The sequence below is a fragment of the Bacillus sp. LUNF1 genome (assembly GCF_011008975.1).
In the GTDB taxonomy this organism is placed as follows: Bacteria; Bacillota; Bacilli; order Bacillales; family Bacillaceae; genus Bacillus; species Bacillus velezensis.
Window position 1 is genome coordinate 2397278 of record NZ_CP048876.1, and the last position, 24089, is coordinate 2421366.

Sequence of the window (24089 nt, forward strand, 5' to 3'; positions counted from 1 at the left end):
TGACACCCTTGACAGAAAATAAAAATAAAACACTGGGGCCCCTTTTAAAATCACTGCTTGATAAGCACTCGCTCTCCATGAGAAAACTCGGCGCCTTAACAAACATTGATACGGCCACCATCTCCCGGATTATAAACGGCAAGCAGAAGGCCAATTTAAAGCATCTTCAGGAATTTTCAAAACATCTCCGCACCCCGCTGGAGGAATTGCTTGAGGCGTCAGGCATAGACATCGGCCATGAAAAAGAAGCTGCGCCGCAAGACCCGATGCACGCGATTCAGGATATGCTGAATATGGCCGAGATGTTTGATCAGCCTTTTTCCCGGGAGCAAATTGAGCGCGAACTGACCAGATATGAACAATATGCCAAAACCCAGCAGGGCCATCGCCTGATTTGCGATGAGTTTCAAAAGAAAATGGACAATGAAGAAAGCGTCGGCCCTTTTATTGATCATTTGAAAAACATGCATCATCAGTATATGGATGAATCAACACCGGCTGAAGACCGCGCGATTCTCGGGAGCGCGCTTCTGTATTATATTTTAGCGACCGACGTCATTCCGGATTACATGTTTCCGATCGGCTACCTGGATGACGCCATCGCCGTTCAAATCGCTTTGAACCGGCTGAAAAAAAAATAAAGGCGCTTAAAAAAGCGCCCTTTTTGTGTTGAAAAATATGAAACACCGCATTACGGTTTTGTCAAAACAGAGACAGCTGTCATATGATACATCAACCTAACAAAAAGGAGGGTGTCTTCTATGGACAGCAACACAGTTGTGGCAGTGTGCGCTCTGTTAAGTGTTGTGATTCAGATCGGAACGATATTCGCCGCAGGAAAGTGGAAAAAAGAATAAATAAAAACAAATTGACGGTTTTTTCGCACAGGCGTATGCTTATAAATAACCTTGTAAAAGATAAGAAAGAAGATATGTATATGAAAAAAATCATTCTCCTCTTCGCCGCCGCTGTCATATTCAGCTCGATCGGCCATCAAATTTCAGGAGGATATAAAGATCCTGAAAAGGAACGGAGAAAACCGTTTCATTCGTTTAAATGGTTCAGCCGGTCATAACCTCAGGAAGAAGAACAAGCAAAATAATTGCACACAATTAAAACATAAGCTAGAATACGGACGAGTTAAACTCCTAAGGAAGAAGGCGAAATGATGAAGCAAACTTATAAACCGCTGTTTGAACCTTTTACGTTCGAAAGCGGCGTCACCATACCAAACCGTATTTCAGTCGCGCCGATGACACACTATTCATCAAATGATGACGGAACGATTTCCGACCGTGAATTAAGCTACATTACTCCCCGTTCAAAAGAAATGGGCATGGTCATTACGGCATGTGCAAACGTAACGCCGGACGGCAAAGCGTTTCCAGGCCAGCCCGGCATCTATGATGATTCTCACATTCCCGGCTTGAAAAAACTCGCTCAGGCGATCCAGTCTCAAGGAGCGAAAGCCGTTGTGCAGATTCACCACGGAGGATTAGAATGCCCTCCTGAACTCGTGCCAAACAACGACGTCGTCAGTCCGAGCGGCTCAGAAGAAGACGGGAGACAAACGTCCCGGGCTCTCACCGAACAAGAAATTGAGCACATCGTGAAAGCATTCGGCGAAGCGACACGCAGAGCGATTGAAGCCGGCTTTGACGGTGTTGAAATTCACGGGGCAAACGGGTACCTGATTCACCAATTTTATTCACCGAAAACAAACCGGCGCACAGACCGCTGGGGCGGAAGCGATGAAAAGCGCCTTGCGTTCCCGCTTGCAGTCGTTGACGCTGTCAAACGAGCAATTGATACACACGCTGAAAATCCATTCGTTCTCGGCTACCGCCTGTCACCGGAAGAGCCGGAAACACCGGGGCTTACAATGAAAGAAACATTCATGCTCGCCGACGCGCTTGCAGAAGAGAACTTGGATTATCTGCATATTTCACTGATGGATGTCAATTCCAAAGCCCGCCGCGGAGCGGATACTTCACGGACCCGGATGGATTTATTAAACGAACGCGTCGGCCATAAAGTGCCGCTGATGGCCGTCGGTTCCATCTATACCGCGGAGGAAGCGCTTGCTGTATTAGAAAGCGGAATTCCGCTGGTGGCTCTGGGACGTGTCATTTTGATTAACCCCGAATGGGCGGTGCTGGTCAAAGAAGGCCGCGAACAGGAAATCGAAAAAGCCATTCAAGCATCTGAAATTGAGAAATACCGACTTCCTGAACCGTTATGGGAAATGATCCAGAATACAGGCGGCTGGGTGCCGTTTGAAAAGTAGACTAAAAAAACTGCCGGATGTCCGGCAGTTTTTTTGATTCACAAGTTTTTACCGCTTTGTTTACTCCTATTTCTTACACACAGCGTACATATAGTAAATAGATTAATAGAAAGGAGACCGTATATGATGGCTGGTTTTCCTATTACGATTAACAGTCTTTCCGGAAACGGGGTTGTCAATGTCGGCGGTGCGTTTTCGATAAGTCCTTTAACCGTATCAAAAACCGTCTACGGCTCAGGTGGGGGAAATACAGGGATGGTCCTGCAAATGAATCAATCCAGTACCTCTCAATCTTCAAGCTCTCAATACTCTGATCAAAATGTAACGAAAACACTATGACATCTCCATTCCCCTCCCTTTCCGGCTGGCAGCAGCCGGATTCTTTTTGCCGTTTTGTTTAATCTTATTCCATATTACAGCGTACATATAGTTAGTAGACTGTGAGAGAAAGGAGAAAAAATAGAATGAGCGGTTGCCCGATTACGATAAACAACGTATCAGGAAACGGAGTTGTCAATGTTGGCGGCGCCATATCCATCAGTCCGCTGACTGCATCAAAAACCGTTTTCGGTGCCGGAGGGGGAAATATCGGCATTGTCATTCAAAACAATGCTGTGAGCCACACCAAAATGTTTGAACATCAATTTTCAGATCAGAATATTGTAAAGTCAATTTAAGGGCTGCCATGCAGCCCTTTCAGCATAAATAAAGCAGGCGCACTGATTTCCTGAAACCTTGATCTTTAAACATCAGCGATCACCTTCCCTTGTTTTGAATGATTTCAGTTCAAGGTGAATAGAATGCAGATTGAAAGCATGAGTACTGAAACTCATTAAGGAAAGAAGGAATCGTGATGAAAAAACTTTGCCGGGAAGTTTGGATTGAAGTTGACCTTGATGCGATAAAAAAGAACGTACGGGCGATCCGCCGCCATATTCCGAATACGTCTAAAATTATGGCCGTCGTAAAAGCGAACGCTTATGGCCACGGCTCTGTGGAAGTAGCGCGGCAGGCACTGGAAAGCGGGGCGAGCGAGCTCGCTGTCGCAAGTGTCGAAGAGGGAATTGTGTTACGGAGAGCGGGAATTACGGCACCTATTCTTGTGCTCGGCTTCACAGCTCTCAGCTGTGTGAAAAAATCTGCCGTTTGGAACATAACATTATCAGCGTTTCAGGTCAGCTGGATCAAAAAAGCGAATCGGATATTGGAAAAAGAAGCAGATTCGAAACGGCTGTCCATTCATATCAATGTGGATACCGGAATGGGCCGGCTGGGTGTGCGTACGGAAGAAGATCTTTTAGCAGTGGTGAAAGCGCTCAAGTCGAGTACATACCTGTCATGGGATGGCATCTTTACACATTTTTCAACAGCGGATGAACCGGACACTGAGCTGACGATGCTGCAGCACGAAAAGTTTATCAGCTTTCTCAGCTTTTTAAAAAATCAAGACATTACGCTGCCTACCGTGCATATGTGCAATACAGCCGCCGCTATCGCATTCCCGGAATTCAGCGCCGACATGATCCGTTTAGGTATTGGTTTATATGGTTTATATCCGTCCGCCTCGATAAAGGAACTGAACCTCGTGGATCTCACACCCGCACTAAGTTTAAAGGCGCGTATCGCTTATGTGAAAGCCATGGTGACAGATCCCCGGACCGTCAGTTATGGTGCCACATATATCGCCGAACCGGGTGAAATCATCGCGACGATTCCGATCGGCTATGCTGACGGTTACTCCCGCGCCCTGTCCAACCGCGGGTTTATTCTGCACCGCGGCAGACGGGTGCCGGTGGCGGGGAGAGTGACAATGGATATGATCATGGTCAGTTTAGGTGAGAATGAGGGCAAACAAGGAGAAGAAGTCGTCATCTACGGTAAACAACAAGGAGCCGAGATTTCCGTTGATGAAATTGCCGAAATGCTCGGTACGATCAGCTACGAAGTCTTATCTGTATTAAGCCGCCGCGTCCCCCGCTTTTATTTCAGAGACGGCAAAATCATTAAAATATCAGCTCCGGTATTATACGTGTAGACGGCATAGATCCCGCATTTATGTATAGAACAAGTAAAGGCGTGAGTGATTTCCATTGTTTTCGTCAGCAAAATTTCAAAACGCCTTCTCTTCCGCGTTCATGCACGGAATAGAAGGCGCGAAAAAGACATCTAGCCAAAAGCTTGCGTTACGAAGCTTTATGCTCCAATCTCAGCTTGTCAGCAACCATCGCGATGAATTCCGAGTTGGTTGGTTTTGCTTTTGTCATGCTTACCGTATATCCGAACAGTGAAGAAATGGAATCAATATTTCCCCTGCTCCATGCGACTTCAATGGCGTGGCGGATGGCCCGTTCTACACGGCTTGCGGTCGTGTTGAATTTTTTGGCAATGTCGGGATAAAGGACTTTTGTGATGCTGCCGAGGAGTTCAATGTCGTTATACACCATGGAAATGGCTTCACGCAAATAAAGATAGCCTTTGATATGGGCAGGCACACCGATCTCATGGATAATGCTTGTAATGCTGGCATCGAGATTTTTCCGCTTTGGCTCCGGCTGGCTGCGGATAATGCTGCTTTGCGCGGACGGCGCACGGTGTGTGACACTGCTGACATTTCCGCTTACCTGGCGGATATGGCCGACAAGGTTTTCCATATCAAACGGCTTCAGGATGAAATAGGACGCGCCTAAATCGACGGCTTTTTTCGTAACGTCTTCCTGACCGAATGCCGTCAGCATGATGACGTTCGGCTGCTTCTCGAGCTCTGATTCCCGCAGACGCTCCAAAACCGCAAGTCCGTCCAGATGCGGCATGATAATGTCTAAAACGAGCACATCGGGATTCTTATCTTTAAACAACGAAAGACATTCCTGTCCGTTATAAGCAACGCCGATCACTTCCATATCATCCTGTCCCTCTATATATTCACTCAACAGGCTTACAAGCTCTCGATTATCATCAGCAACACAAACTTTAATTTTCTCCACGTTTCTTCCTCCCCCAATGTATTAACAGGACGCAACCCATTTGACTGCTATATGTTACATTCGACAAAACCACTACTTCCCCTTTTAAAAAATCCATATTTACCAATAATAGTGGTATATCTTTGTTTTTCTAGCATTTTCTAGGTTTTTCGACTAAAAATTAAGTTTGACAAATCAGGAAACGTGAATTTGTCGAAAAATCTTCATGTCTTATTTTACATGAATCCCGGAAAGAAGTGAAGAACGCATCACATAAAAAAACTGCCGGATCATCCGGCAGTCAGCTTGCTTTATCTTTCCCGTAAACATCAACACCCGCTTCAGACAGCATCCATTCGATATGAACGCCGTAGCCGCTTGTCGGATCATTGACAAATACGTGGGTTACGGCTCCGACGACCTTTCCGTTCTGGATGATCGGGCTTCCGCTCATCCCCTGAACGATTCCGCCGGTTCTTTTCAGCAGTTTCGGGTCTGTCACTTTCAACACCATTCCCTTTGTCGCTGGGAATTTTTGCGGCGTGGTGCTGACGATTTCAATATCAAATTTCTCTACTTTATCGTTTTCAATAACCGTCAGCATTTGCGCCGGTCCTTTTTTTACTTCATTTGACAAAGCAATCGGAAGCGCTTTGTCGGAAATGTTGTTTTTAATCGGCTGATGCAGTGTCCCGAAAATGCCGAACGGGCTGTTGCGGTTAATATCGCCGATCGTTTTCCGTTCTGACGAAAACCTTGCCAGTTTTTCGCCGGGATTGCCGCCTTTTCCTTTTTCAATCGATGTTACAGTTGAACGGACGATTTCTCCGTCTTCTACAACAATCGGTTTTTTTGTATCCATATCAGAGATGACGTGGCCCAATGCGCCGTATTTTTTTGTTTTCGGTTCAAAAAATGTCATGGTGCCGATGCCGGCTGCCGAATCGCGGATATAAAGGCCGATTCGATATTTCCCCTCGGCTTCGTCCTTTGTCGGAATCAGCTTTGTTTTGATTTTTTGCTTATCGCGTTTCACCAATAAATCCAAAGATTCACCGGTTTTGCCCGCTTTTTGAATAAACGGAGCGATGTCGCTCATTTTTTCAATTTTATGTCCGTTCATTTTAATAATGATGTCGCCAGATTCAATTCCCGCTTGTTCTCCCGGAGACTTTTTCCCATCCTTTGTCATCACCTGGTGAAAACCGACGACCAAAACACCGACTGAATGCAGTTTTACACCGATGGACTGTCCGCCCGGAATGACCTTCAATTCTGGAAGGACACGCACTTTTGTTTTTTTAATGGGAAACCCGGCAAGATCATATACTACTTCTGACCGGCCTTGTGTTTGCCCTGTTATGTTTGCATGGCCGTGCTCTTCTTTCAGCGTAAAGGCTTCTGATAATTCGCCCTTTTCAGCGCTTATTGATGCATTGACCGGAACGGCCTGTGTCTGGTTTTCAAAGACGCTCATTTCTGACGGTATCAGTAAATATTCTTTAAATGGCTTAAAAAAGCCTACACTTAGTAAAGAAACAAGGAGAATTACACCTATTGCTTTCCTCATGTTATCGTGCATTCATTCCTTCACTCTCCTCGCTCCTATCCCACACCACTTTCTTTTTCTGCTACATCTATACTTTTGCCTTCCTGCGCTTGATTTATAACCGGCATACGAAGAAAAACATTGGATACACTGTTAGAGAAATGGAACAAAAAAATAAGCTGCCTGTATCAGCAGCTTATCCTGTCGTTTTTACCTGTCCGGCCTGTTTTAGAAGCTCTTGTGCATGCCGTTTTGTCAGATCGGTCACTTCAACGCCCGCAATCATGCGGCCGATTTCCGCTACCTTGTCCTGTTTGGAAAGCGGCGTGACATGCGTTGTCGTCCGGCCGTCTTTGAATTCTTTTGCGATCAGAAGGTGTGTATCCGCCATGGCGGCAACCTGCGGCAGGTGTGTAATGCAGAGCACCTGTGAACCGGTCGATACTTTATGGATTTTTTCCGCGATGGCTTGGGCAACCCGCCCGCTTACACCGGTGTCCACTTCGTCAAAGATGATGGAGGTGACATCCTGCTGGGAAGAAAAAATACTCTTCATCGCCAGCATCACCCTTGAAAGCTCGCCTCCGGAAGCGACCTTTGACAGCGGTTTTAAAGGCTCACCGGTGTTTGTTGAAATTAAAAACTTCACAAGGTCAATCCCCTTTTGGGTAAGCTGCACAGGCTGCCCGTTAACAACCGGTGCTTCACTGGCTGACGGATCGGTTTTCACGAGAAATTCCGTATCAAACGTTGATTTGCCCATATACAGACTTTTTAATTCCTGATGAATCGCTTCCGCCAGTTTTTTAGCCCAAGCTTTTCTGATTTTTGATAAATTGGCGGCTTCTACGGCCACATCTTTGCCGACCGACTCCAATTCCTTCTTCAGCGCTTCAAGGTGGCTGTCGCGGTTCTCGATTTGATCGATTTCCTCTTCTATTTTGGAGCCGTATTCCAAAATGTCTTCTACCGTCGCTCCGTATTTGCGCTTCAGCTGTTTGATCTCATTTAAACGGGTTTCAATAAAATTCAGCCGTTCCGGGTCATATTCCAGATCATCTAACAGATTGCGCATCTGAAAGGTTGCATCCTCCAGCAGATAATAGGAACTTGACACACTTTCTGACAGCTTTTGCAGCGGTTCATTGATATCCGAAATATCTTCAAGCTGGGCAGAGGCCATTCCGACCCAGTCAAGCCCCCCCTGCTCGCTGCGGAGCGCATTATAGGCGTTTTGCAATGATTCATAAATTTTTTCAAAGTTGGATATCTGCTTCCGCTCTTCCTGAAGAAGTTCGTCTTCATTCAATTCAAGCTTCGCCGACTCGATTTCTTCAAGCTGAAATTGAATCAGGTCTAACCGATGCGCCATTTCCTGCTCGCTTTCTGACAGCTTCTTCACTTTTTTGAGCAGCTTCATATAACGCTCATAGCCTTCATGGTAAGCCTGAAGCGCGGATTCGGCCTCAGCGCCCGCAAACCTGTCCAAAAGCTCCAAGTGTTTATCGTCCTCCATTAACAGCTGGTTATCATGCTGTCCGTGAATATCTAATAAAAGTCTGCCGATTTCCCTTAAAGCCGCAATCGTCACTAATTTTCCGTTGACACGGCAGACGCTTTTTCCTCCGGCATTGATGTCCCTTCTCATGACAATCATGTCATCAGATGCGTCTATTCCCTGCTCACGGCATACATCAAAAACGGGATGACCGCTGTCCAAAAGAAACAGTCCTTCAAGCTCGGCCTTTGTTTCACCGTAACGGACAAATTCAGACGAGCCGCGGCCGCCGACTAATAGGGAAACGGCGTCTATAATAATTGACTTGCCGGCCCCTGTTTCTCCCGTCAGGACGGTGAGCCCCCGTTCAAACGAAATCGTCAGTTCCTCTATAATGGCAAAGTTTTTTATTGATAGTTCAGCTAACAAACAGCATTCCACCTTTTATCTGATAATTACGCTACAGCAGCTCCAAAAGACGGCTTTGAACGCCTTCCGTATCTTCAGGCGTCCTGCAGATGATTAAGATCGTGTCATCTCCGCAGATCGTGCCCATGATTTCTTCCCATTCGAGATTATCCATCAGAGCGCCGATTGCCTGAGCATTCCCCGGCATCGTTTTTAATACGATCATATGGCTTGCTGAGTCAATTTTTACGAACGCATCCATTAATGAACGCTTCAGTTTTGACAGCGGATTGAACCGCTGATCCGCCGGCAGGCTGTATTTGTAGGAGCCGTTGTTCGTCGGCACCTTTACGAGATGCAGCTCTTTAATGTCTCTGGAGACAGTCGCCTGGGTTACCTTATATCCTTCTTCTCTCAGCATGTCAACTAAGTCATCCTGCGTTTCAATCTCATGGCTTGTAATAAGCTCTCTGATTTTTATATGCCTTTGGCCTTTTGTCATGTAAGCACCTCTGTTTTCAAGCTGTTCTTGTCATTATGTTAACCGCTTCTTGATAAAAAGTACATGATGGCAGAAAAAAGGAATAATAGCCCCCTATTATTCCGGTACATCTGTCTTTTTGGCTTTTAATGTTTCATGTGCTTCGCGGACGGTACGGAGAATGTCTTCTTCCGGCAGTTCAGCGCCGTTTCCGTCTTCTCCGCCCCATTCCAAATGAAGCAGAAACTCAATATTGCCGTCTCCCCCTGTAATCGGTGAGAAGGACAGTCCTTTCACTGTATATCCTTCAGAAGCGGCAAATTGATTCATGCGGCGGAGAACGTCAGTATGAACGCCGGGATCTCTGACAATGCCTTTTTTTCCGACGGATTCCCGTCCGGCTTCAAATTGCGGCTTTACCAGTGCAATACAATCGCTCCCCGGTACAAGCAGCGTTTTTAAAACCGGCAGAATGAGGCGGAGTGAGATGAAAGAAACATCGATTGTCGCAAATTCCGGCAAACCCTCTGTGAAATCGGAAGGCTCGGAATAGCGGAAATTCGTCCGTTCCATGACGACGACCCTCTCGTCCTGTCTGAGCTTCCAAGCAAGCTGATTATAGCCGACATCCACTGCGTAGGACCGCTCGGCTCCGTTTTGGAGGGCGCAATCCGTGAATCCCCCTGTAGACGAGCCGATGTCAATCATCGTTTTGCCTTTTACCGAGACAGGAAACACTTCCAAGGCTTTTTCAAGCTTTAATCCGCCTCTGCTGACGTATTTAAGAGGGTTTCCTTTTACCGTTAACGGAAGATCCCGGGCGATTTTTTCACCCGGTTTGTCCAATCGGTTTTCATTTGAGTATACGATGCCCGCCATAATGGCGCGTTTCGCTTTTTCCCGCGTTTCCGCAAGGCCTTTTTCTACAAGAAGTACATCTAATCGTTCTTTTTTTGCTGTCATGATCCAATTCCTTTATGTGTCTTCGGGGGCATCAGCAGTTTTATCCGGTTCATAACCTCAGCCTTCGTGAGACCGATTTCTTCAAGCAGGGCGGTTACGCTGCCGTGCTCAATAAACCGGTCTGGGATGCCCATTCTGTCAATCGGTGTATGATACATGCCGAGGTCATGAGCGAATTCGAGAATCGTGCTGCCGAATCCGCCTTCAAGCACGGCTTCTTCTATCGTTAAAATCGGCAGACCTTCATTAAGAATGGCCTTCATCATTTGTTGATCAATCGGTTTTATGAACCGCGCATTCACGACACGCACAGACAGGCCTTCTTTTTGCAGTTCTTCAGCCGCTTCCAGCGCCATTTCAATGGTCGTACCGAATGTTAAAATGACCGCGTCTTTTCCGGGACGGAGCACTTCCCATGTTCCGATCGGAATGGTTTTCAGCTCTTTATCCATCTTTACGCCGAGTCCGTTTCCGCGCGGGAAGCGCATCGCAATCGGACCTTCCTCGTAGGAAAGGGCTGTATTGACCATATGGCGGCCTTCATTTTCATCCTTCGGCATCATTAAAACGAGGTTCGGTATATGCCGCAAAAAGGCGATGTCAAAAACGCCTTGATGCGTCTCCCCGTCAGCGCCGACCAAACCGGCGCGGTCAATGCCGATAAATACATTCGCGTTTTGACGGCAGATGTCATGGACGACCTGATCGTACGCCCGCTGCAAAAAGGTCGAATAAATCGCAAGAAACGGCTTCATGCCTTGGAGCGCCATTCCAGCCGCCATTGTCGCCGCATGCTGTTCTGCGATTCCGACATCAAACATGCGTTCAGGGAATTCTTTCGCAAACCCTTCCAGTTTGGAGCCGACCGGCATGGCCGGTGTAATGGCGACAATTCTGTCATCCTCACGCGCCAGCTCCTGCACGGTGCCGCTGACAAGTCCGCTCCATGAAGGCGCCGCGGCTTTCGGCTTGACGAAATCACCCGTATTGATTTTGTACGGCCCCGTTCCGTGCCATGTGCCGATTGTGTCGGTCTCAGCCGGTTTATAGCCTTTGCCCTTTTTCGTAATGACATGTAAAAGGACAGGGCCTTTCGTTTTTTTGGCGTATTGCAGGTTTTCAAACAGTTCGTGGTAAGAATGACCGTCAACCGGGCCTAAATACGTAAAGCCCAGCTCTTCAAAAAACATGCCTGACACAAGCATATATTTCAAACTGTCTTTTATCCGTTCCGCTGTGGCGGCCAATTTTCCGCCGACGGCCGGGATGCGCTTAAATAAATATTCAAGCTCGTCTTTTACCCATTGATATTTGCCGGCCGTGCGAAGCCGTCCCAGCATAGAATGAATCGCCCCGACGTTCGGCGCAATGCTCATCTCATTATCATTCAGGATGACGATCATGTCTTTTTTCTCATCACCGATATGGTTCAGCGCTTCAAGCGCCATTCCTCCGGTTAAAGCGCCGTCTCCGATAATCGGGATGATATATTCTTTCGATCCTTTAATATCACGGGCGGCAGCCATTCCCATCGCGCCTGAGAGCGAGGTTGAGCTGTGGCCTGTTTCCCATACGTCATGTTCGCTTTCGCTGCGTTTCGGGAAACCGCAAAGCCCTTTATATTGGCGCAAGGTCTCAAACTCCTTGCCGCGTCCGGTTAACAGTTTATGAACATAGGACTGATGTCCGACATCCCATAAAAATTTATCTTTCGGACTGTCAAATTCTTTGTGAAGCGCAATTGTCAGCTCGACAACCCCGAGGTTCGGCCCGATATGGCCGCCAGAAGCAGACAGCGATGTGATGAGGAAATTGCGGATCTCCTCACTCAGCTCTTCCAGCTGTTCAATTGACATCTTTTTAAGAAATGACGGGTCCTGTATTGATAAAAGATCCAAAGCGGATCAACTCACTTTCAGCATGAATTTCTGCAAATTAAACAGTGTCTTTTTGAAAAAAGAAAAAGACTCCCTTTGTATTTTCATCGAAACTGCTTACATTTTACCATAGGAGCAGCAGCCCCTTCAAATCAGGACCGTTTTTAATGATCTCTCGCCGCGATTAAATCACAGAGGTCATGCAGCAATTCTTTCTGAAGGGAAAGGCCGCTGATGATCTGTTTCGCCTCGCTGATATGATACGCAAGCTTTTCTTTCGCGCCTTCAAGCGTTAAAAGCGACGGATACGTTGACTTTTCATTCGTCGTGTCTGAGCCGACCGGTTTGCCGATCTTCTCCTCATGACCTTCAATATCAAGGATGTCGTCTCTGATTTGAAACCCGATGCCGATATGGCTGCTGAACAAACGGAGCTTTTCTACTTCATCCTCCGGCGCATCTGCCAAAATGGCGCCCGCCGTCACGGAAAAACCGAGGAGCTTGGCCGTTTTCCGCTCGTGGATGGATTCCAGCTCCTCAAGCGTTATCCGCTTTTGTTCCGCTTCCATGTCGGCAGCCTGCCCGCCGACCATTCCTTCCGTTCCCGCCGCACTGATCAGCTCATCGACGAGACGGAGCCGTTTTTCTGCTGAAACCGCCTCAGACACGTGGGATGTGATCAATTTAAAGCTTTCTGTCAGAAGCCCGTCTCCGGCCAATACGGCTGCCGCTTCTCCGAAGACTTTATGGTTTGTGGGCTTTCCCCGGCGCAGATCATCATCGTCCATGCAAGGCAGATCATCATGGATTAAAGAATACGTATGAATCATTTCGACAGCGCATCCGACCGGAATCCCGTCCTTTTCATCTTTTCCGTAAGCATTCAGAACGGCTAAGACGACGAGGGGGCGCAGCCTCTTACCGCCCGCTTCCAAAGAATACAGCATAGATTTTTTGAGGGTTTCCGGCATCGCAAGCCGTTCTGTATACAAAGAAAGCTGCTGTTCAATCAGTTGTTTGCGCGATGCTAAAAATGCGTCCAGTTTATTTGTCACCTTCGTCTTCCTCCTGAACGCTGAAAGGTGCAAGTTCTCCGTTATCTTTTAAAATAAAGTCCATTTGCTTTTCGACATGCTGAAGCTTTTCATGGCACATTTTTGAAAGGGCCATCCCTTCCTGAAAATAATTAATCGCCTGCTCCAGCGGCACGTCTCCTTCTTCAAGCTTTGCCACAATGCCTTCAAGGCCTTTCATCGCCTCTTCAAATGTCAGCTCTTCACTTTTTTTGGTTTCTGTCATTTTCGTTCGCCTCTCTTTTGCAATACTTCACACGTCAGAACGCCGTCTGTCATCTTTACTTCTAGCGTATCATTTTGTTCCACTTGATCAACGCTTTTGATCAGCTCTTTGTCTTTATAGGCCAGACTGTATCCTCTCTCCATCACCTGAAGGGGACTTAATGCATTCAGTTTACCAAGAACCGTCTGAAACTGCGAATGAAGCTGCTTCAGCTGGACATTCATGCTTCGGGCGAGCTGATTTGAGCGCTCCTCGTACCGTTTTTTCGCCTGTTTCAGCTGGGTTTCAGGGTGGAGCGCCGTTAATCTGTACGTATTTCGCTCCAGCTGCCTTTGTTTCATGTCCGTAAGCCCTGTGAGCTGTGATTGGAACTGCTGATACAAAAGGTCAAACTGCTGTTCCTTTTGGGTGTACAATCGTTTCGGAAAACGGAACGCGTAGGATGACTGGAGCGATTGAATCCGTTCTTTTTTCTTGCTGATATGCTGCTGCATCGCTCTTGTCAGGCGGACTTCCGCCGTTTTTGTCCGTTCCATTAAGTCCGTCGTGTGGGGGACGGCGATTTCTGCCGCTCCTGTCGGCGTTGCCGCCCGGATATCCGCGACGAAATCACTGATTGTAAAATCTGTTTCATGTCCGACGGCTGATATAATCGGAATGGCGGAAGCAAAAATCGCCCGGGCCACGATTTCTTCGTTAAATGCCCACAATTCTTCGATCGAGCCCCCTCCCCTTCCGACGATCAGGACGTCACACATTTTTTGTGCATTGGCTTCTTCAATGCGCTTCACAATCGATCTGCTGGCATTTTCACCTTGAACGAGCGCGGGAAGCACAATGACTTTCACAAGGGGGTATCTTCTTTTGAGTGTGGTAATAACGTCTCTGACGGCTGCTCCCGTCGGTGACGTGACGACCCCGATCGTGGCCGGAAAAGCGGGGATGGCCTGCTTATGCCGGTCATCGAACAACCCTTCGCCGGCAAGTTTTTTCTTTAATTCTTCATATGCTAAGTAGAGCGCCCCCACACCGTCCGGCTGCATTTCTTTCGCGTACAGCTGATAGCTTCCGCTCGGTTCATAGACGGAGATGCCGCCTCTTACGATGACCTTCATCCCGTCTTCGGGCTTAAACGCAAGCCTCGAACTTTGCCTCTGAAACATGACGGCCTGCATGCGGGCATGCTCATCTTTTAATGTAAAATAAATGTGGCCTCTCGTATGGATTTTAACATTGGAGAGCTCACCCTTAATCCAAATGTCTTCAAGATGAGGGTCCACATCGAATTTTCGTTTAATGTATTTGGTCAGCGCGGAAACCGTGACATATGCCGCTTCACTCACATCCTGCACTCCTTTCATAAAGGCTTTTTGCCCTAAACTAAGAAAACCCGCTCTGGCTGAAAGGAGCCTTAAGAAGCGGGTATCGTGCTCATTGTCACACTTTTTGTGACTGTCTCCGGTTATCTATGATAACGTACGTCTGGCAGATTTAACAGTATTATGCGCAAGCATTGTGATGGTCATCGGACCTACTCCGCCCGGCACCGGCGTAATGAAAGATGCTTTTTCTTTCGCTTCATCAAACTGAACGTCTCCGCAGAGTTTTCCGTTTTCGAGACGGTTGACGCCGACATCAATGACAATGGCGCCCTCTTTGATTTGATCGGCTTTGATGAAGTTCGCTTTACCGACCGCTACCACAAGAATATCTGCTTTTTTCGTATGCTCAGACATATTTTTCGTGCGGGAATGGCAATATGTGACGGTCGCGTTTTCGTTCAGCAGCAGCTGGCCGACCGGTTTACCGACAATATTGCTTCGTCCGACTACAACAACTTCTTTGCCGGAAAGATCTACGTTCGTCTTTTTCAATAACTCGACAATTCCGTGCGGCGTGCATGGAAGAAATGTATCTTCGCCAAGCAGCATTTTCCCGACGTTGAGAGGGTGGAAACCGTCAACATCCTTATCAGGGGAGATCCGCTCGATTACGGCTTTTTCAGAAATATGATCCGGGAGCGGCAGCTGGACGAGAATGCCGTGGAATTCCGGATTTTGATTATACTGATCAATCACTGTTAAAAGCTCCGCCTCGGTTAAGCTTGAGTCAAAGCGGTCAAGCTTAAATTTCATTCCCATTGTTTCAGCGGCTTTTTTCTTGCCTGTCACATATGAAACAGAAGCGGGATCGTCTCCGATTAAAATGACCGCCAAGCCAGGCACTACGCCTTGTGCTTTCAGCTCTTCTACTTCTTTTGCCAATTGTTCGCGTTTTTCTTTAGCCGTTTCTTTTCCGTCGATGATTGTTGCAGTCATTTTCTTTCCTCCTATGATTCGATATCAGTTTTAATGTTAGAAAGAACCCCGTTTACGAATTTTGCAGCTTTATCGTCGCCGAACCGTTTTGCCAGCTCGATCGCTTCGTTTAATGACACGTTAGCAGGAATGTCGTCAGAATAAACCATTTCATACACCGCCAGACGCAGGATCGCGCGGTCTACGTTTGCAATCCGGTCAAGCTTCCAATTGACGAGATGGCCGGAAATCATTTCATCAAGCTGAACCTGATGTTCGATCACTCCGTACACCAGCTGTTCAAAGAAGGCATCTGTTTTTTCACCATCAAGCGCGTGCTCAATGGCATCGTTCGGTGCAATATCGCTGACATCAATCTGAAAAAGTGCCTGCAAAGCTTTTTCTCTAGCTGTTCTTCTTTTCATTTTCTTTCTCCTTCAGATCCGCTTTATCCGCTTGTCGTTAAGCTTAAAGAGATCATAACATATTTTTTTCTCAATCGCATGTCGAAATTTAGGTTTTTTCACCCTAATGCCGAATATTTTCACAAACTGTATTAATTTCATTCGGATTTCACAGCATGAAGAAACTCGGCTGCCGTTTGTAAGCCGGCTTTCTTCATGCCTGAAATGACGGGAAACGTATAAAAAACCAAAGGGCTGCCCATCCCCTTGGTTTTTATACGCTCATTACATTTCTTCGTCGATTTCGACTTCTTGGGCTTTCGTGTCAAATTGAATGCCGACGATATGAATATTGATTTCATTAATGGTCAGAGACGTCATGTTTAATAAGGTTTGGCGGATATTCTCCTGAACGCTTGCCGCCACTTTCGGGATCGAGATCCCGAATTGAACGACGCAATAGACGTCTATGGTAATCCCGTCATCGGCTAAATCGACCTTTACGCCTTTGCCGTGATTGATTTTGCCGAAGCGTTCTACGACGCCCGTGGCGAAATTGCCGCGCATTTCAGCAACTCCTTCAACTTCGGAAGCGGCGATGCCGGCAATGACTTCAATGACCTCAGGAGCAATTTCAACCTTGCCTAAATGAGCCTCATCATGATCCATTTTAAGCACACTGTTGTCTTCCATTCAATTCACCTCCCGCAAAAATTATGAGCCCATTACATCATATGTTTCTAAAAACTTTGTATTAAACTCTCCGCTGACAAATGTTTCGTGTTCAAGCAGTTTCAAATGGAACGGGATCGTCGTTTCAATACCTTCAATCACGAATTCGCTCAGCGCGCGTTTCATCCGTGCGACTGCCTCATCACGCGTTGTTCCGTATGTGATGACTTTAGCAATCATACTGTCATAGTACGGCGGGATCGAGTAGCCGGGATATGCGGCTGAATCCACGCGTACACCGAGTCCGCCCGGCGGCAGGTACATGTTAATTTTACCGGGTGAAGGCATGAAGTTTTTCGCAGGATTTTCAGCGTTGATGCGGCATTCAATCGCCCAGCCGTTAAATTCAACGTCTTCCTGTCTGAGCGAAAGCTCCTGTCCGGATGCCACTTTGATCTGTTCTTTGATCAGATCCGTTCCCGTCACCATTTCTGTGACAGGGTGCTCTACTTGAATACGCGTGTTCATTTCCATGAAGTAGTAGCGCTGTTCTCTGTAGTCATAAATGAATTCTACTGTGCCGGCTCCCGTGTAACCGACGGCCTTCGCTGCTTTTACCGCTGCTTCACCCATCTGCTCCCTGATTTCAGAATCAAGCGCAGGTGACGGTGACTCTTCAAGAAGTTTTTGCAGACGTCTTTGGATAGAACAGTCACGCTCTCCGAGATGGATCGTGTTTCCGTAATTATCCGCAAGCACCTGAATTTCAACATGGCGGAAATCTTCTATGTACTTCTCGATGTACACACCCGGATTTCCGAATGCCGTAGCGGCTTCCTGCTGGGTAATCTCAATGCCTTTGATCAGTTCTTCTTCTGTGCGTGCGACCCGGATGCCTTTTCCGCCTCCGCCCGCAGTGGCTTTTATAATGACAGGATACCCAATTTCACCTGCAAGCGAAACCGCTTCTTCCGTATTTTTTATGATTCCTTTTGAACCGGGCACAATCGGCACGCCCGCCAGCTGCATCGTGTCGCGCGCGATATCTTTTGTTCCCATTTTTGAAATGGCGTCAGCCGTAGGGCCGACAAACGTTACGTTTAATTCCTCGCACAGCTCGGCAAAGTCGGCGTTTTCAGCTAAAAACCCGTATCCCGGATGAATCGCATCCGTGCCGGTCAGCTTTGCGACGCTGACGATGTTCGTTACATTTAAATAGCTCTCTTTCGATGTTTTCGGCCCGATACAAAAAGCCTCATCGGCCATTTGGACATGCAGGGCGTCTTTATCTGCCTCAGAATAAACGGCTACAGTTTCAATGCCCATCTCTTTGCAGGCCCGGATGATTCTGACGGCGATTTCTCCTCGGTTGGCGATCAATAGCTTTTTAATCATAATAGCAGGTCTCCTTACTCAGCTTTTACAAGAAATAGAGGTTGTCCGTATTCGACCAGCTGGCCGTTTTCAACTAACACTTCAACGATTTCTCCTTTTACTTCGGCTTCAATCTCGTTAAAGAGTTTCATTGCTTCTACGATACAAACAACTGTATTTTCGCTCACTTTTGAACCTTGGTTTACGTAAGGGCCGGCTTCCGGCGATGAAGAAGCATAAAACGTTCCGACCATCGGAGACGTAATTTTGTGCAGGTTTTCGTCTTGTTTCGGCGCTTCCTGAGCAGGAGCGGCTTCACGCGCTTCCGGTTTTGCAGCCTGCGGAGCAGGTGCGTAAGCGGCGGGAACGGCTTGGGCTTGTCCCGTTACATTCACTGCCGGCGCTTCATTTTTTTTCAGTTTGAGGCTTACGCCTTCAATTTCGTAAACAAATTCGTCGATGGAAGATTCATCGATTCTTTTTATCAGTTCATGAATTTCGTTGATTTTTAACATCAGTTTCCACTCCTATGTATAAAAAATAGAAATTTATGGGTTGCTACTAAAAGTACATACTATGTTTATCTTACAGGAGCGCTTGTGTAAATTCAACACTGATCTAAAATGACATCAGAAAAGCCCGCAGCGGGTGCGGGCTTTTCAGGTCTCTTACTTTGTCGGTTCAAACGTGACGGCGACGTCTTTCATCGTCTTGATTTCTTTTTCCACCAGGTCAATGATAGCGGAAGCTTTTGCGTTTGAATGTTTGTCAGACATGACAGTAATGTTGATTTTGTCTCCTTCAGCATCCACGAGCGCATCTTTGTAGCCTTGTGTTTTAATCAGCGTTTCCAGCTGTTTTTCCGTCCCCTCAGCATTGCTCAGCGCCGTCATTTTATCGTAGGCTTCGCTTTTTTCCTTTGCGGTCGCATCATCGCTTGAAACAATGCTGTTTAACTGTTCCCTCTCTTTGCTTCTCGCGTCTTCAAGTTCCATACGGTATGCGGTAAATAAGTTTTCATCAGCTGTTTCTGTGGCGACCGATCCGTCTTTGTCCGATGCTTCGGCTGATGTTTCTTTATCCTCTTTTGTGCCTTTAGAATCTTTCGTTCCTTTTGTTCCGTCTTCTTTTTCCGTACCGCTTCCGCTCTTATCTTTCGTTTCAGGAGCCGGCGTTTTTTCAGTGGCGACTTCTCCGCTGCTTTTTTCGCTTTTCATCTGCACGGCATTTTTGCTTTCCGGCGACATAATATAATAAACACTTAATACCACGACGAGACTGAGCATTGTTAAAAGCCAAACCGTTTGTTTTTTCAGCATGATTTATGAATCCTCCTTGATTTTTTTAGGGGCAACCGCTACACGGTAGCTCGGAACATCAAGCACCCTTGTGACGGCATCAATGATGGTTTTTTTTATTTGAACGTTGTCCACTCCCTGAGCGACAACGAGTACACCGCGGATATCGGGCTTTTTCGTCTGGACGACGACCGGGGTTTCCTGGTCCCCGTTTCGAATCATGACAATTTGTTCTTCAGAGGTTTGATCGGTTACGCTTCTTTTGCCGCCTTCTTTATCGGTTTCTTCAGTGGTGGTGTCTTTTTTCGTTTTGTTTTTCTCAAACACTTTCAAAGATGTTGCGTCTACGTTTACGACAATTGAGACATCCTCCACGCCGATAATCGTTTCAAGGATTTCTTTCAGCTGGTTTTCATAGTTTCTTTCGTAATCATCAATTGTGGTTTTGGCGCTGCTGTCTTTCGATGCCTTAAAAACGGGTGCGCTTTTTTGCCCGCTTTTGTCTTCCGTTCGGCCGGACATGACGGTCTGCGCCGTTTGGTCCTTCCCGGTTTTCTCCGGTGAAGAGAACAGCTGGCTGACCAGCATAAAAGATACCCCGAGCACAAACACGAACAGAAAGTAATGATATTTTGTCAGTTTTGGTTTTTCTCCGTCTTTCGCCTGTCCGATCATCAGCTGTTTTTTGAGTATGGTCCATAGTCCGTTTTTATTCATGGCCGTTTTTCTCCCCGCCTTCCATATAAACCGTAATTTTCTCACTGCCGATTTCCCATATATCCGCAAGTTTTTCTTTGATGTCTGCGGCCTCTTTTTTGTCGGCTGCGCCTTCCGGTTCGTATTTGCGGTCTGTGCGGATGTCGATCGGTGCGACGGTTTGCACGGTTTTTTCAGAAGATGGGGCCATATACACGCTGATCGTTTTTACATCTTCTTCTGAACGAACCTGTTCTTCCGCTGCAAGGCGGATGTCGTCTATTTTGTATTCGTCATGACTGAACATCTCCTCCGCTTTCTTTTTTAGTTGGACAGCCATTTCTTCTAAAACATATGCGCGGTTTGATGCTTGTATTTCTTTTTTTTCTGATTTGATTTGATTTTTTATATCAGCGGATTGAGATTGCTCTTGTTTTGTCAAATAATCGAAGATGATTTCCGGGTCTGTTTTGAAAAGTTTGAATATCGGGTTGAGCATGACAATGATTAACAGCAGGCTGACAACCATCTTTGCGTATTTTTGCATACTGGAGCTGGGCAGCAGCATGTCGATGACGATGGCGAATAAGATAAATAAAATAATGCTTGTCAGCCATTCTGTTAAAAAGCTCATATCCAATGGGCCTCCTTTATTTCATCATCATGGTGAGGTTGCCTGCTGTAATAATGACTGTGATGCTGAGGAAAAACATGAGAGAGACAATGGCGAGCGCCGCGAAAATATACAGTACGCTTCTGCTGATGACACCGAGACACGTAATGACGGGCCCGCCTCCGAGCGGCTGCAAAATAGCGGCCGCGAGCTTATAAATAAAAGCGAGCGAGAGCACTTTGATCGCCGGAAACGCGGAGATGCAGATCAAAATTCCGACTCCGAGGATTCCCACAGTGTTTTTTAATAGGAGCGAGGCGCTGATGACCGTATCCGTCGCATCCGTAAACATCCGGCCGAGCACGGGAATAAAATTGCCTGTTATAAATTTTGCAGTCCTGAGCGTAATCCCGTCCGTCACGGCAGCCGAAGCCCCCTGTACGGAGATGACGCCGAGAAACACGGTGAGGAATACGGCAAGCGCGCCGATCGCGATATTTCTGAGCAGATTGGCAAGCTGCGTGACTTTATATTGATCCGTCATCGTGCTGACGATACTTAAAATCGCTGACAGGAAGATAAGCGGCATGACGATGTTTTGAATGAGAAGGCCGCTCGTATTCATCAGAAATAAAATAACGGGGTGAAAAAAAGCTGCGGAGACGGCTCCCCCGGAAGACGCCAAAAGCGCAAGTAAAAGCGGGATGAGCGCGAGAATGAAGCTTGTCATCGTCTGGATCGCTTCACTGGCATAATTAACGGCAACATGAAAGCTGTTTAAAGCGAGAATAATCAGCACCATGTAGACGATTGCATAAGCCACTTTGCTGACGGTGCTCTGCTGGAACGCATTTTGCAGGAGCTGCAGAATGACACAAAAAATGGTAAGAAGAATCAAAGTTCCCAGAAGCTTTCCGTTTGCGAGCACTTCATGAAACAAGTATGAAAATAAAGCCTTCAGCCATGCCTCCGGTGAGAACGTTTTTTCACCGTTAATAAAGTCGATGATGCTTCCCTTTTGGCTTTCAGGCAGAAGACCGCCGTATTCTGTCATGATGTCGTCCCAAAACTTTCCGATGCCTTCTGTTTTCAGCGCTTCGGCCTGCTTTTTCGCCACTTCATCAGCGGATTCTTGGTGAACTGCGGTTTCCTGCGACGCACCGTCTGTTCCGGCAGCTTGTACACATTCAGTCTGAAAAAATAAGAGGATGAACAAAAAAGCTCCCGCCCACCGAAAGCGCTTCATTTTTTGTGCCCCCCTTTCCATTTTATTTATGATCATGAAGGAATAAGTCCGAGAATCGTTTCAATAATGACGGTGAGTATCGGCACGGCCATTACCAGTATCAAAATTTTTCCGGCCAGCTCTATTTTCGAAGCAATCGCTCCCTGGCCCGCATCCTTTGTAAGCTGCGCTCCGAATTCAGCGATGTAGGCGATGCCGATAATTTTTAAAATGGTTTCCACATAGACCATATTGACATTTGCATTGACGGCTATTTTTTCTATCATTCTGATAATGTCGTAAATCTGGTCGATGAGATAAAGAAAGATCACGCAGCCGCTGAAGACGACAATCATAAACGCGAAAGTCGGTTTCTGTTCTTTTACGATCAGGGAGAGAAATGTGGCGATCAGGCCTAAACCTACAATTTGAACAATCTCAATCTGTAAGCCCCCCTATCCTTGGAATAGAAACACAGCTTTGATCTTTTTGAACAGGTCATCGACAATCGTCGCCACCATAAATAAAATATAGATAAAGCCAAGCAGCGTCACCCACTGGGCGTATTCTTTTTTTCCCATTTGATCAAGTATGGTGTGCAGAAACGCAACCACGATACCGACTCCGGCGATTTGAAAAATGACATTTACGTCGACTCCCATTTTATGTTTGCTCCCCTCATGTTTACATCAATAGAAGAATGAGTAACAGTCCGGCTAAAAATCCTAAGCTTTTCACCATTTTTTCATTTTTCGCCTGCGCCCGTCCGGCATCCGCTTCCGCCGCTTCCAAATGTGTAAGCGCAAGCTTGATATGTTTCTGCTGAGAAACACGGTCATGGAGCCCGAGCGTCTCTCCGAATTGCTTCAGCACATCATATTCGCTTTTTTTCATCGCCATGGAAGGCCAGTTATGTTTCAAGCTCTGTTCCCAAGCCGTTTTGGCGGAATCACTTCCCTGCTCAAGCCTTCTGCTGAAAGCTTGAAACAGTAACGATACAGGTTTGGAAAGCTGTGCGGCAATTTGTCCCGAGGCGGTATGCAGCGGTGTATGCCCGAACATGATTTCCGCTTCAAGCGATTGGAGCGCCGCGCGCAGCTGGCGGATCTGCCTCGGCCTTTCAATATACATTTTGGCGATCTCAAATCCCGTCCAAGTCGTCGCTGTCAGAATAAACACGGCACCCAAAAGCTTCAGCATGTCATCACGCTTTCAGCATGCGGAACAGGTTCCCCGTCCTTTCCGTACATCCTGCTGATCGTTCCCGGACCGCGGCGCCTTGACAGTTCAACATACCGGTCAAACACGTTTTCCTCCCAAAGCATTTTCAGCGACGGCCTCTTTACCAAGTCTTTCATATTCCACCCGTGCGCAGATACGATAACGGATACGCCCGCATGGAGCGCCTCCAGCAGCGCTTGTGAGTCTTCCATTCTCCCGATTTCATCCACAATTATGACATCAGGACTCATAGAGCGAATCATCATCATCAGCCCTTCCGCCTTCGGACAAGCATCAAGGACATCGATTCTGCGGCCGAAACTGTGCTGGGGAATGCCCCGCAGGCAGCCGGCAATTTCCGACCGTTCATCTACGATACCTGTCTTTTTCGCCGGGATGCGTTTTGATCCGGTGCTGGAAAGCCGGGCCAAATCACGAAGCAAGGTCGTTTTCCCCGTTTGCGGAGGCCCGATGATCAGCGTGTTCAGCCAGTTTTCTTTCCATAAGAAAGGAATGAGCGGTTCTGCGATCCCCAGCTTCTCCCGGGCGATTCGGATATTAAAAGAAGTAATATCCCGGAGTCCTTTGACGGCTCCGTTTTCGACGATGACTCTTCCGGCCAGCCCCACACGGTGGCCTCCTCTGATTGTGATGTATCCTTTTTTCAGCTCTTCTTCCAGCGTGTACATACTGTAATTGCTGAGCCGGCTGAGGATCAGCTGTGCGTCGCCGGCCGTGCACACATATGACAAATACAAAGGTTGTCCTTTTCGGATCAGTTCAACCGGCCTGTCGACGCGGATTCTGATTTCTTCTGTATCCCGCCTCGCTTCTTCGGGCACGGCGGAGATGGCATCTCTCAATAATTCAGGGAGAACCTCTGTAATTTCATTCAATAGAGTCTCCTCCTTTTTTACCGATTGGCTTCTTTAAAATGTATGATCCGGGACAGACTTTATGACAC

The 24089-nt window shown here is 47.1% G+C and carries 28 protein-coding genes; 6 read left to right on the forward strand and 22 right to left on the reverse strand.

Annotation, left to right across the window (positions count from 1 at the left end; translation table 11 throughout):
• The first annotated feature begins 8 nt into the window (after positions 1-8).
• The 6 genes from G4O42_RS11395 (at position 9) to alr (ending at position 4322) form a co-directional block, all read left to right on the forward strand.
• Positions 9-641, forward strand: coding sequence for a helix-turn-helix domain-containing protein (locus G4O42_RS11395; protein ID WP_014418348.1), 633 nt, complete (start codon positions 9-11; stop codon positions 639-641).
• Between the two features lie 296 nt (positions 642-937).
• A complete protein-coding gene (locus G4O42_RS11400; protein WP_014470646.1) occupies positions 938-1075 on the forward strand; it encodes a hypothetical protein in 138 nt (45 codons plus the stop codon).
• Positions 1076-1168: 93 nt separating this feature from the next.
• Positions 1169-2287, forward strand: coding sequence for an NADH-dependent flavin oxidoreductase (locus G4O42_RS11405; RefSeq protein WP_032874152.1), 1119 nt, complete (start codon positions 1169-1171; stop codon positions 2285-2287).
• A 126-nt stretch (positions 2288-2413) separates the two neighbouring features.
• Positions 2414-2626 carry a spore germination protein gene (locus tag G4O42_RS11410; protein WP_007408362.1) on the forward strand — a complete coding sequence of 71 codons (213 nt, stop codon included), beginning with the start codon at positions 2414-2416 and terminating at the stop codon, positions 2624-2626.
• A 125-nt stretch (positions 2627-2751) separates the two neighbouring features.
• The gene (locus G4O42_RS11415; RefSeq protein ID WP_014418351.1) at positions 2752-2964 is read left to right on the forward strand and encodes a spore germination protein; all 213 of its coding nucleotides are present in this window, start codon (positions 2752-2754) and stop codon (positions 2962-2964) included.
• A 176-nt stretch (positions 2965-3140) separates the two neighbouring features.
• Complete coding sequence (gene alr, locus G4O42_RS11420; RefSeq protein WP_025649856.1) at positions 3141-4322, forward strand: alanine racemase; 1182 nt, start codon at positions 3141-3143, stop codon at positions 4320-4322.
• A gap of 148 nt (positions 4323-4470) precedes the next feature.
• Here alr and spo0A read toward each other — a convergent pair whose 3' ends face one another.
• The 22 genes from spo0A to spoIIIAA all read right to left on the reverse strand — a co-directional run bounded on the left by spo0A (position 4471) and on the right by spoIIIAA (position 24021).
• Entirely contained in the window at positions 4471-5271 is an 801-nt protein-coding gene (gene spo0A, locus G4O42_RS11425; RefSeq protein WP_003153177.1) for a sporulation transcription factor Spo0A, read from the reverse strand.
• 280 nt (positions 5272-5551) lie between these two features.
• Positions 5552-6832: a SpoIVB peptidase gene (gene spoIVB, locus G4O42_RS11430; protein WP_007408360.1), complete on the reverse strand. Its 1281-nt coding sequence runs from the start codon at positions 6830-6832 to the stop codon at positions 5552-5554.
• A 163-nt stretch (positions 6833-6995) separates the two neighbouring features.
• Positions 6996-8726 carry a DNA repair protein RecN gene (recN, locus tag G4O42_RS11435; protein ID WP_032874060.1) on the reverse strand — a complete coding sequence of 577 codons (1731 nt, stop codon included), beginning with the start codon at positions 8724-8726 and terminating at the stop codon, positions 6996-6998.
• 31 nt (positions 8727-8757) lie between these two features.
• A complete protein-coding gene (gene ahrC / locus G4O42_RS11440; protein ID WP_003153173.1) occupies positions 8758-9207 on the reverse strand; it encodes a transcriptional regulator AhrC/ArgR in 450 nt (149 codons plus the stop codon).
• 96 nt (positions 9208-9303) lie between these two features.
• A complete protein-coding gene (locus tag G4O42_RS11445) occupies positions 9304-10149 on the reverse strand; it encodes a TlyA family RNA methyltransferase (RefSeq protein ID WP_007612503.1) in 846 nt (281 codons plus the stop codon).
• On the reverse strand, positions 10146-12047 hold the full coding sequence (gene dxs / locus G4O42_RS11450; protein WP_007612504.1) for a 1-deoxy-D-xylulose-5-phosphate synthase: 1902 nt from the start codon (positions 12045-12047) through the stop codon (positions 10146-10148). Before dxs ends, G4O42_RS11445 begins: the two co-directional genes overlap by 4 nt.
• Positions 12048-12190: 143 nt before the next feature.
• Complete coding sequence (locus G4O42_RS11455; protein WP_032874058.1) at positions 12191-13081, reverse strand: polyprenyl synthetase family protein; 891 nt, start codon at positions 13079-13081, stop codon at positions 12191-12193.
• On the reverse strand, positions 13071-13325 hold the full coding sequence (locus tag G4O42_RS11460) for an exodeoxyribonuclease VII small subunit (RefSeq protein WP_007408352.1): 255 nt from the start codon (positions 13323-13325) through the stop codon (positions 13071-13073). Before G4O42_RS11460 ends, G4O42_RS11455 begins: the two co-directional genes overlap by 11 nt.
• On the reverse strand, positions 13322-14668 hold the full coding sequence (gene xseA / locus G4O42_RS11465; protein WP_032874055.1) for an exodeoxyribonuclease VII large subunit: 1347 nt from the start codon (positions 14666-14668) through the stop codon (positions 13322-13324). Before xseA ends, G4O42_RS11460 begins: the two co-directional genes overlap by 4 nt.
• Before the next feature lie 123 nt (positions 14669-14791).
• The gene (gene folD / locus G4O42_RS11470) at positions 14792-15643 is read right to left on the reverse strand and encodes a bifunctional methylenetetrahydrofolate dehydrogenase/methenyltetrahydrofolate cyclohydrolase FolD (protein WP_032874053.1); all 852 of its coding nucleotides are present in this window, start codon (positions 15641-15643) and stop codon (positions 14792-14794) included.
• Positions 15644-15654: 11 nt separating this feature from the next.
• Positions 15655-16047 carry a transcription antitermination factor NusB gene (nusB, locus tag G4O42_RS11475; RefSeq protein ID WP_007408349.1) on the reverse strand — a complete coding sequence of 131 codons (393 nt, stop codon included), beginning with the start codon at positions 16045-16047 and terminating at the stop codon, positions 15655-15657.
• A 264-nt stretch (positions 16048-16311) separates the two neighbouring features.
• Entirely contained in the window at positions 16312-16719 is a 408-nt protein-coding gene (locus G4O42_RS11480) for an Asp23/Gls24 family envelope stress response protein (protein ID WP_003153156.1), read from the reverse strand.
• Positions 16720-16740: 21 nt separating this feature from the next.
• Positions 16741-18093 carry an acetyl-CoA carboxylase biotin carboxylase subunit gene (gene accC, locus G4O42_RS11485; RefSeq protein WP_007612508.1) on the reverse strand — a complete coding sequence of 451 codons (1353 nt, stop codon included), beginning with the start codon at positions 18091-18093 and terminating at the stop codon, positions 16741-16743.
• A gap of 14 nt (positions 18094-18107) precedes the next feature.
• Positions 18108-18587, reverse strand: coding sequence for an acetyl-CoA carboxylase biotin carboxyl carrier protein (gene accB / locus G4O42_RS11490; protein ID WP_007612510.1), 480 nt, complete (start codon positions 18585-18587; stop codon positions 18108-18110).
• Between the two features lie 153 nt (positions 18588-18740).
• Positions 18741-19391 carry a SpoIIIAH-like family protein gene (locus G4O42_RS11495; protein ID WP_007408346.1) on the reverse strand — a complete coding sequence of 217 codons (651 nt, stop codon included), beginning with the start codon at positions 19389-19391 and terminating at the stop codon, positions 18741-18743.
• Between the two features lie 3 nt (positions 19392-19394).
• Positions 19395-20087: a stage III sporulation protein AG gene (gene spoIIIAG / locus G4O42_RS11500; RefSeq protein WP_032874050.1), complete on the reverse strand. Its 693-nt coding sequence runs from the start codon at positions 20085-20087 to the stop codon at positions 19395-19397.
• Positions 20080-20700 carry a stage III sporulation protein AF gene (gene spoIIIAF / locus G4O42_RS11505; protein WP_032874048.1) on the reverse strand — a complete coding sequence of 207 codons (621 nt, stop codon included), beginning with the start codon at positions 20698-20700 and terminating at the stop codon, positions 20080-20082. The genes spoIIIAG and spoIIIAF overlap by 8 nt, the downstream gene beginning before the upstream one ends.
• Positions 20701-20716: 16 nt before the next feature.
• Positions 20717-21925 (reverse strand): stage III sporulation protein AE, encoded by a 1209-nt coding sequence (spoIIIAE, locus tag G4O42_RS11510; RefSeq protein ID WP_003153145.1) that lies wholly within the window; start codon positions 21923-21925, stop codon positions 20717-20719.
• Between the two features lie 32 nt (positions 21926-21957).
• Complete coding sequence (spoIIIAD, locus tag G4O42_RS11515) at positions 21958-22347, reverse strand: stage III sporulation protein AD (protein WP_071392571.1); 390 nt, start codon at positions 22345-22347, stop codon at positions 21958-21960.
• A gap of 12 nt (positions 22348-22359) precedes the next feature.
• On the reverse strand, positions 22360-22566 hold the full coding sequence (gene spoIIIAC / locus G4O42_RS11520) for a stage III sporulation protein AC (RefSeq protein ID WP_003153142.1): 207 nt from the start codon (positions 22564-22566) through the stop codon (positions 22360-22362).
• 22 nt (positions 22567-22588) lie between these two features.
• Positions 22589-23104: a stage III sporulation protein SpoIIIAB gene (spoIIIAB, locus tag G4O42_RS11525; protein ID WP_032874046.1), complete on the reverse strand. Its 516-nt coding sequence runs from the start codon at positions 23102-23104 to the stop codon at positions 22589-22591.
• Complete coding sequence (gene spoIIIAA / locus G4O42_RS11530; RefSeq protein WP_032874043.1) at positions 23098-24021, reverse strand: stage III sporulation protein AA; 924 nt, start codon at positions 24019-24021, stop codon at positions 23098-23100. The genes spoIIIAB and spoIIIAA overlap by 7 nt, the downstream gene beginning before the upstream one ends.
• Between the last annotated feature and the right edge of the window lie 68 nt (positions 24022-24089).